2 protein-coding genes are annotated in these 9630 nt (G+C 64.0%); both read left to right on the top strand.

Features of this window, described 5'->3' with window-relative positions; all coding sequences use genetic code 11:
* The coding region (locus KGA89_RS28475) for an AMP-binding enzyme (protein ID WP_223473100.1) at positions 1-938 on the top strand (938 nt) is incomplete at its 5' end.
* Positions 938-9630, top strand: an 8693-nt coding sequence (locus KGA89_RS28470) for a non-ribosomal peptide synthetase (protein WP_223473099.1), incomplete at its 3' end; no start/stop codon positions are given. The genes KGA89_RS28475 and KGA89_RS28470, both read left to right, overlap by 1 nt.

Below are 9630 nucleotides of genomic sequence, written 5' to 3'. Positions count from 1 at the left end.
ACACCACCTATTCCACCTGGACCCGCCGCACCGCCGGCGGCACGGCGAACATCGGCCGGCCCCTGAAGCACACCGCCAGCTACCTGCTCGACGCCGACCTGCAACCAGTGCCCCAAGGCGTCTCGGCAGAGCTGTACCTGAGCGGCGCGGGCATCACCCGTGGTTACCTCGGCCGCGCGGCGATGACCGCCGAAAAATACGTGCCCAATCCGTTCTCCACAACCGGCGAACGCCTGTACCGCACCGGGGACTTGAGCCGTTACCGCGCCGATGGCGTGCTCGAATACCAGGGCCGCATCGACCATCAAGTGAAGATCCGCGGCTTCCGTATCGAACTGGGAGAAATCGAAGCGCGGCTGCTGCAACAGCCCGAGGTGCGTGACGTCGCGGTCCTGGCCCAGGACGTCCCGGGCGGTCAGCAACTGGTGGCCTACGTGGTCGTCCCGACGCTGAACCTGAATGCCACCGAAGCCCAACGCGCCCTGCGCGATGAACTCAAGGCCGCCCTGCGCGAACACCTGCCGGACTACATGATCCCGGCGCACCTGCTGTTCCTCGAACAACTGCCTCTGACCCCCAACGGCAAGCTCGAGCGCAAGGCCTTGCCGGCGGTGGAGACCGGTCTGTTGCAGGCCGGTTATGTCGCCCCGGCCAGTGCACTTGAACAGCAGGTCGCGGCGATCTGGGCCCAGGTGCTCACGGTGGAACGCGTGGGTTTGAACGATCACTTCTTCGAGCTGGGCGGCCATTCGCTGCTGGCGGTCAATGCCGTCTCGCGCATGGAGCTCGAACTGGGGTTGACGCTGACCCCGCAACTGATTTTCCAGCACCCCGTCCTGGGGGAATTTGTCGCGCAACTCGACACCGGGGACGGGCCGATCGATGAACAGAAACTGAACAAGCTGGAAGCCCTGCTTGATGAAATGGAGGAAGTCTGATGGACAAGAGTGTTGCTTTGAGGATTGCCAAGCGCTTTATCACTCTGCCGCTGGACAAACGTAAGCTCTACCTGGAAAAGATGCTCGAAGAGGGCGTCTCGCCGGCCAATCTGCCGATCCCCGAGGTCCGCTCCGGGTTCGAACAGATCGCGCTGTCCTATGCCCAGGAGCGCCAGTGGTTCCTGTGGCAGATGGACCCCCACAGCTCGGCCTACCACATCCCCAGTGCCTTGCGCCTCAAAGGACGGCTGGACGTAGCGGCCCTGGAGCGCAGCTTCAACGCCCTGGTCGAGCGCCACGAGAGCTTGCGCACCACCTTCATCGAGAACGGCGAGCAGACCGTGCAGGTCATTCACCGGCAAATGCCCCTGCGCATCACGGTCGAGGCGTTGCCCGTCGGTTCGCCGCTCAGCCAGGACGACAGCATCAAGGCGTTCGTCGAGCGCGAGAGCGCGCGCCCATTCGACCTGCGCCAAGGGCCGTTGCTGCGGGTTTCGCTGTTGAACATCGCCGAGGACGACCACGTGCTGGTGCTGATCCAGCACCACATCATTTCCGATGGCTGGTCGATGCAGGTGCTGGTGGACGAACTGGTGCGCCATTACGCCGCCGACACCGCCGGCCAGTCCCTGGTCTTGCCGGAACTGACCGTGCAGTACGCCGACTATGCGATCTGGCAGCGCCACTGGCTCGAAGCCGGTGAGCGCGAGCGACAATTGGCCTATTGGGTCCAGACCCTGGGCCGCGAACAGCCGGTGCTGGAGTTGCCGCTGGATCATCCGCGCCCACCCGTGCAGAGCTTTCGTGGTGCACGCCTGGACTTGAACCTGGCGCCGGAACTGGGCGCCGCGCTCAAGCAACTGGCCCAGCGCGAAGGGGCCAGCCTGTTCATGGTGTTGCTGGCCTCGTTCCAGGCCTTGCTGCACCGCTACAGCGGCCAGCCGCAGATCCGTGTCGGCGTGCCGGTGGCCAACCGCAACCGGGTCGAAACCGAGGGCCTGATCGGCTTTTTCGTCAACACCCAGGTGCTCAGCGCCGATGTCGATGGGCAATTGCCGTTCGACCGCCTGCTCGCCCAGGTCAAGCAGTCGGCCATGGCCGCCCAGGCTCATCAGGACCTGCCGTTCGAACAGTTGATCGAGGCCCTGCAGCCGGAGCGCAGCCTCAGTCACAGCCCGATCTTCCAGGTCATGTTCAACCACCAGACCGCCAGCGACACCCAGGACCGGCAGATGCAATTGCCGCAGCTGAGCATCGAGGACCTGGTGTGGGAAGGGCACACCGCCCAGTTCGATTTGACCTTGGGCACGTATGAAACCGGGCAGGGTGTGCTCGCGGAGCTGACCTACGCCACCGATCTCTTCGAACCAAAGACCATCGAACGCCTGGCCCGTCACTGGCAGAACCTGCTGCAAGGCATCGTCGATGCACCGCAGCAACGTATCGGCGAGTTGCCGTTGCTCGATGCCACCCAGCAGCGTCTGACGCAGCAAGATTGGCACCGTATGGTTGATCATGGCTCCACGGCGTGTGTACACCAGCGCATCGCCGAACAGGCCCGCGTCAGCCCCGATGCGCTGGCGCTGACGATCGATGGGCAGGCCCTGACCTACGGGCAGTTGGATGCACGCGCCAACCAGCTCGCCCACCGCTTGATTGTCCTGGGCGTGACGCCTGACCAGCCGGTGGGGATCGCGTTGGAGCGCAGCGCCGAGATGATTATCGGCCTGCTGGCGATCCTCAAGGCCGGCGGCGCCTACGTGCCACTGGACCCGGCGTACCCTGAGGATCGCCTGGCCTACATGATCCAGGACAGCGGTATCGAACTGCTGCTGACCCAGGCCCGTTTGCAGGCTCGATTACCGATCCCGGCAACGCTCGAAACCCTGTTGCTGGATCAGCCGGATGCTGCCCTGCAGGAGGCCCCGCGCAGCTGCCCGGCGGTGGCGCTGAGCGCCGAACACTTGGCTTACGTGATCTACACCTCCGGCTCCACCGGCAAACCCAAGGGGGTGATGGTGCGCCATGGCGCGCTGAGCAATTTCGTCTCCAGCATGATCGCCCAGCCAGGCCTCACGGCCAGCGATCGCATGCTGTCGCTGACCACCTTTTCCTTCGATATTTTTGGCTTGGAGATCTACGGGCCGCTGTCGACCGGGGCCAGCGTGGTGCTGACCGGCCAAAACGTACACCAGGATCCGCAGGCGGTGCTGGCGCTGATCGAACGGCACGACGTGACGGTGCTGCAAGCCACCCCTTCGAGCTGGCGCATGTTGCTGGATCATGAACAATCTGCGCTGCTGGCAGGTCGCACCTTCCTGTGCGGCGGCGAGGCGTTGCCCCTTGAGTTGGCGCAACGGCTGCTGGCGCTTTCACCGAAGGTCTGGAACCTCTATGGCCCGACCGAAACCACGATCTGGTCGGCGGTGCATCCGCTGAGCCCTGAAAACAGCCGTCCGTTCCTTGGCCAACCCCTGGACAACACGGCGCTGTACATCGTCGGCAGCGACCTGACGCTCAACCCGCCTGGCGCGCCGGGTGAATTGCTGATCGGTGGCGACGGACTGGCCCGCGGTTACTTCCAGCGTCCGGCCCTGACGGCCGAACGCTTTGTGCCGGACCCGTTCTCCACAACGGGCGAGCGCCTGTACCGCACCGGTGACCTGACCCGCTATCGGGCTGAAGGCGTAGTGGAGTACATCGGCCGTATCGACCATCAGGTCAAGATCCGCGGCTTGCGCATCGAACTGGGGGAAATCGAAGCGGCGCTGCTGGCCCAGGCCAGTGTGCGGGAAACCGTGGTGGTGGCTCATGAAGGCCCGACCGGCGCGCAACTGGTGGGCTATGTAGTGCCCATTGACGCAGTGCCACAAGCGGATGCCGAGGCCTCATTGCGCACCGCGCTCAAAACCGCGCTCAAGGCGCAATTGCCGGAATACATGGTGCCGGCGCATCTGCTGTTCCTCGCGCAACTGCCGTTGACGCCCAACGGCAAGGTCGATCGCAAGGCGTTGCCGGCCCCGGATGCCAGCGAGTTGCAACGTGCCTATGTGGCGCCCGGCAGTGCGCGTGAGCAACAGGTGGCGGCGATCTGGCAGGAGGTACTCAAGCTCGAGCGTGTCGGGCTTGTGGACAACTTCTTCGAGTTGGGCGGACATTCGTTGCTGGTGACCCAAGTGGTGTCGAGGGTCCGTCGGGCGCTGGATATCGAGGTGCCGTTGCGCAGTCTGTTCGAACACAGCACGTTGCAGGATTTTGTGCAGGCCCTCGACGCCGGCCACGGTGAGCAACCGTTGGCGCTGGTGCCGGTACCCCGGGACAAGCCGTTGCCATTGTCCTTTGCCCAGGAACGCCAATGGTTCCTGTGGAAAATGGACCCCGACAGCGCCGCCTACAATATTCCGACGGCGCTGCGGCTGCGCGGTGCGCTGGATACAGGCGCCCTGCGTCAAAGCTTTGCAGCGCTGCTGGAGCGTCACGAAAGTTTGCGCACCACCTTCGTCGAAGACGATGGCCGGACCTGTCAGGTGATGCGTGCCCAGGGGCAGGTCGACTTCGTCGAGCAGCGTCTGGCGGTGGATGACGAGGCCGGTATCCAGGCATTTATCGAGCAGCAGACGCAACGCCCGTTCGATCTGCTGAACGATGCGCTGTTGCGCGTCGGCCTGCTGGCGCTGAGCGAGCAAGAGCACATCCTGGTGCTGACTCTGCATCACATCGTTGCCGACGCCTGGTCGTTGCAGGTGATGGTCGATGACCTGATGAGCCTGTACTCGGCGTTCATCCAGGGCCAGTCCGCGCAGTTGCCAGCCCTGGCGGTGCAATACGCCGACTACGCCGTCTGGCAGCGGCAATGGATGGCTGCCGGTGAACGGGACCGGCAACTGGCCTACTGGACCGAACAACTGGGCGATGAACAGCCGCTGCTGGAACTGCCCACCGACCATCCGCGTCCGGCTCAGCAAAGCATGCGCGGCGCACGGTTGCCGGTCGTGCTCGATCGCGCGTTGAACGACGCCCTCAAAGCCTTGGCCCGCCGGGAAAACATCACGTTGTTCGTGCTGTTGCTCGGTTCCTTCCAAGCGTTGTTGCACCGTTACAGCGGCCAGGCCGACATTCGCGTCGGGGTGCCGATTGCCAACCGCCAGCGCCTGGAAACCGAGCGATTGATCGGGTTTTTCGTAAATACCCAGGTGCTGCGAGCCGAATTCCACAGCGACTTGACCGGCGCCGCTTTGCTGCAACAGCTCAAGCAGACGGCCATGGCGGCGCAGATGCACCAGGATCTGCCGTTCGAGCAATTGGTCGATGCCCTGCAACCGCAACGCAACCTGAGTCACAGCCCGCTGTTCCAGGCCATGTTCAACCATCGCAACGAAACCGACACGGCGTTGACAACTGCCTTGCCGGACCTGGCCATCGAGCCTATGGGTTGGGCGCAGCGCACCGCGCAGTTCGACCTGAGCCTGGACACCAGCGACAGCGCCCAAGGCCTGCACGCGGCCCTGACCTACGCCACGGATCTGTTCGAGCCGGCCACCATCGAGCGCATGGGCCAGCATTGGCTCAACCTGTTGCAAGGCTTGGTGCAGGACCTGCATCGCCCTGTTGTGCAGTGGGCGCTACTGGACGCTGACGAACGTCGGCGCATGCTGGTGGAGTGGAACGCCACGGCAGTCCAATACCCGCTCGATCGCAGTGTGCACAGCTTGATCGAAGAGCAGGTGTCGCGGACCCCGGACGCCCCGGCGCTGGTTTTCGGCGAGCAACGCCTGACCTACACCGAGCTCAACGCCCGGGCCAACCGGTTGGCGCATCGGTTGATCGATCAGGGTGTCGGCCCGGATGTGCTGGTGGGTATCGCCGTCGAGCGTTCCGTGGAAATGGTCCTGGGGCTGTTGGCGATTCTCAAGGCCGGCGGTGCCTACGTACCGTTGGACCCTGAATATCCACGGGATCGCCTGGCCTATATGTTCGACGACAGTGGCATCGGCCTGCTGTTGACCCAGCGCCATCTACTGGACGCGTTGCCCGTTCCGGAGGCCATTCGCTGTCTGGTGCTGGATCAGCCCGAGGACGGGCTGCAAGCAGGTCGCGATGCCAATCCGTGCGTCGACGTTGACGCTGAAAACCTGGCCTACGTGATCTACACCTCCGGTTCCACCGGCAAGCCCAAGGGCGCGGGCAATCGTCATTCGGCCCTGGTCAATCGGCTGTGCTGGATGCAGCAGGCCTATGGGCTCGATGCCACGGACAGCGTGCTGCAAAAAACGCCTTTCAGTTTCGACGTATCGGTGTGGGAGTTCTTCTGGCCGCTGCTGACCGGCGCGACGCTGGTGGTGGCCGCGCCGGGCGCTCATCGCGACCCGACGCAACTGATCGAGCTGATCACCGCGCAGCGCATCACCACGTTGCACTTCGTGCCGTCGATGTTGCAGGCGTTTGTGCAAGACCCACACGTGGCCCAATGCACCAGCCTGAAGCGGATCGTGTGCAGCGGCGAAGCCCTGCCGGTGGATGCGCAGCAGCAGGTGTTCGCCAAACTGCCGAACGCCAGCCTGTACAACCTCTACGGTCCGACCGAGGCAGCCATCGACGTCACCCATTGGACCTGTGTCCAGGACGGTCGCGACAGCGTGCCGATCGGCCAGCCGATTGCCAACCTGGGTACTTACGTCCTGGACGATGAATTGTCGCCCGTGCCGGTCGGTGTGACGGGCGAGCTGTACCTGGCGGGCGAGGGCCTGGCCCGGGGTTACCATCGACGCGCGGCGCTGACCGCCGAACGCTTCGTGACCGGCCCCTTCGGCACGGGGCAGCGGCTGTATCGCACCGGTGACCTGGCGCGCTATCGCACCGATGGCGTGATTGAATACGCCGGGCGCATGGACCATCAGGTGAAAATCCGTGGCCTGCGCATTGAGCTGGGGGAAATCGAAGTGCGCCTGGCCGAGCACGCCGAGGTGCGCGAAACCGTCGTCATCGCCCAGGACGGCACCTTGCTGGTGGCCTACCTGGTGCCAGCCCGCGCTGAACTGCTGAGCGCCGAAGACACCGTCCGCCAGGCGCTGCAAGGTCGCCTCAAGGACCATTTGAGCCAGTCCTTGCCCGACTACATGGTGCCGCAGCACTGGGTGTGGCTGGAAAAAATGCCCGTCAGCCCCAACGGCAAACTGGAACGCAAGGCACTGCCCAAAGCCGATATCAGCGCCAGCCCCAAGGCTTACATCGCACCGATCACCGTCCTCGAACAGACCCTGGCCGCGATCTGGCAAAGCGTGCTCGGCCGCGAGCAAGTGGGGGTGGGTGACAACTTCTTCGAGCTGGGGGGCGATTCGATTATCTCGATCCAGATGGTCAGCCGGGCGCGGCAGGCCGGGATTCATTTCAGTCCCAAGGATCTGTTCGTCCACCAGACCATCCAGGGGCTCGCCAGCGTGGCGAACCAGGGGGACAGCGGCCCGGGCATCGACCAGGGCCCGGTGACGGGCGACGCGGTGTTGCTGCCGTTCCAGCAACTGTTTTTCGAACAGGACATGGCCGAGCCGCATCACTGGAACCAATCGGTGCTGCTCAAAGGGCTGCGGCCAGTGGACGCCGCTCATCTGGAGCAGGCGTTGCAGGCATTGGTTGCCCACCACGATGCCTTGCGCCTGGCCTTCACCCGTGAGAACGACGCCTGGACCGCTCGCCATCAAAGCCTCGCCGAGCAACAGGGGCTTTGGCAACGCTCACCGCTGTTGTGGACCGCCGAGGTGGCAGATGCTGCGGCGCTTGAACGGTTGGTCGAACAAGCCCAGCGCAGTCTCGAACTGCAGAACGGCGCACTGTTGCGCGGGGTCTTGGCGAGCCTGGCCGATGGCAGCCAGCGGCTGTTGCTGGTGATCCATCACTTGGTGGTAGACGGAGTGTCGTGGCGCATTCTGCTGGAAGACCTGCAACAGGCTTATCAACAACTGCAGGCCGGCCAGGCCCTGAAACTGCCCGCCAAGACCAGTGCCACCCAGGCTTGGGCGCAACGGTTGCAGGGGCATGCCGGCAGTGCGGCGTTACAGGCTCAAATAGCCTATTGGCAAGGGCAACTGCAGGACGCTCGCGCCGATTTGCCTTGCGACCGGCCCGAGGGCGAACTGCGCAGGTGCCATGGGGCGCAGGTTCAGACGCGGCTGGATAAAAACCAGACCCGACAACTCTTGCAGCAAGCGCCGGCGGCCTACCGCACCCAGGTCAACGATCTGTTGTTGACGGCTCTGGCCCGGGTGATTGGCCGCTGGTCCGGCGACGCCTCGACCTTGATTCAGCTGGAGGGGCACGGCCGTGAGGCGTTGTTCGATGACCTGGATCTGAGTCGTAGCGTCGGCTGGTTCACCAGCCTGTTCCCGGTACGCTTGACCCCGGCCGTCACCGCAGGGGATTCGCTCAAGGCGATCAAGGAGCAATTGCGGGCGATACCCGACAAAGGGCTCGGATTCGGTGCGCTGCGCTACCTGGGGGATGAGCAGACCCGTCGTACCCTCCAGGCGTTGCCTGTGCCACGCATTACCTTCAACTACCTGGGCCAGTTCGACAGCGGATTCGCCGATGATGCCGATGGCTTGTTTATCCCGGCCAGCGAATCGGCGGGCGCACCACAGAGCCCGCTGGCGCCGCTGGACAACTGGTTGACCCTCAATGGCAGTGTCTACGCCGGCGAACTGAGTATCGACTGGACGTTCAGCACGCAGATGTTCGACGAATCGACGATCCAGACGCTGGCCCTGGACTATGGCCGAGAGTTGCAGGCCCTGATCGAGCACTGCTGTCAGGCACCGCACCAAGGCTTCACGCCGTCGGACTTCCCGCTGGCCGGGTTGACCCAGGCTGAGCTGGACGCGTTGCCACTGGCGCCCCGGCAAGTCGAAGACATTTATCCGTTGTCGCCCATGCAGCAAGGCATGCTGTTCCATACGTTGTATGAGCAACAGGCCGGCAGCTACATCAATCAGCTGCGGGTGGATGTCGAAGGGTTGGACGTCGAGCGCTTCCGCCAGGCCTGGCAGGCGGCCATGGACGCCCATGAAGTGCTGCGCAGCAGTTTCGTCTGGGAAGGTGAGTTCAAGCGTGCCCTGCAGGTCGTGCACAAACAGCTGGACGTTGCCTTCCTGTTCCATGACTGGCGCGCCAGTGCGCAACTGTCCCAGGACCTCGACTCCCTTGCCCTGGCGCAGCGCCAGCAGGGTTTCGAACTGGAGTCGGCGCCCTTGCTGCGCCTGGTAGTGACACGCGTGGCAGAGGACCGCTACCACTTGATCTACACCTGCCATCACATCCTGATGGACGGCTGGAGCAACTCGCAATTACTCGGCGAAGTGCTGCAACGCTACAGCGGCCAACCTGTCGTCGCATCGGGCAGCCGCTACCGGGACTACATCGCCTGGCTGCAACGCCAGGATGCGGTGGCCAGCGAAGCGTTCTGGACGCCTTTGCTGCAACGCTTGGAGGCCCCGACGCGGCTGGCCGATGTCATTGCACCACCGGCCCAGGCCGGTACCGGTTATGGCGACCATGTGCAGATCCTGGACGAGACGCTGACCCGACGCCTGGAAGCCTTCGCCCGTGCCTCGAAAGTCACCGTCAACACGCTGGTGCAGGCCGCGTGGCTGCTGCTGTTGCAGCGTTACACCGGCAAAGACACCGTGGCTTTTGGCGCGAC

It is taken from the genome of Pseudomonas sp. A-RE-22 (genome assembly GCF_019956035.1).
In the GTDB taxonomy this organism is placed as follows: domain Bacteria; phylum Pseudomonadota; class Gammaproteobacteria; order Pseudomonadales; family Pseudomonadaceae; genus Aquipseudomonas; species Aquipseudomonas brassicacearum.
The sequence above is the reverse complement of the archived record's forward strand: the minus strand, read 5'-3'. Positions and strand labels throughout refer to the sequence as shown.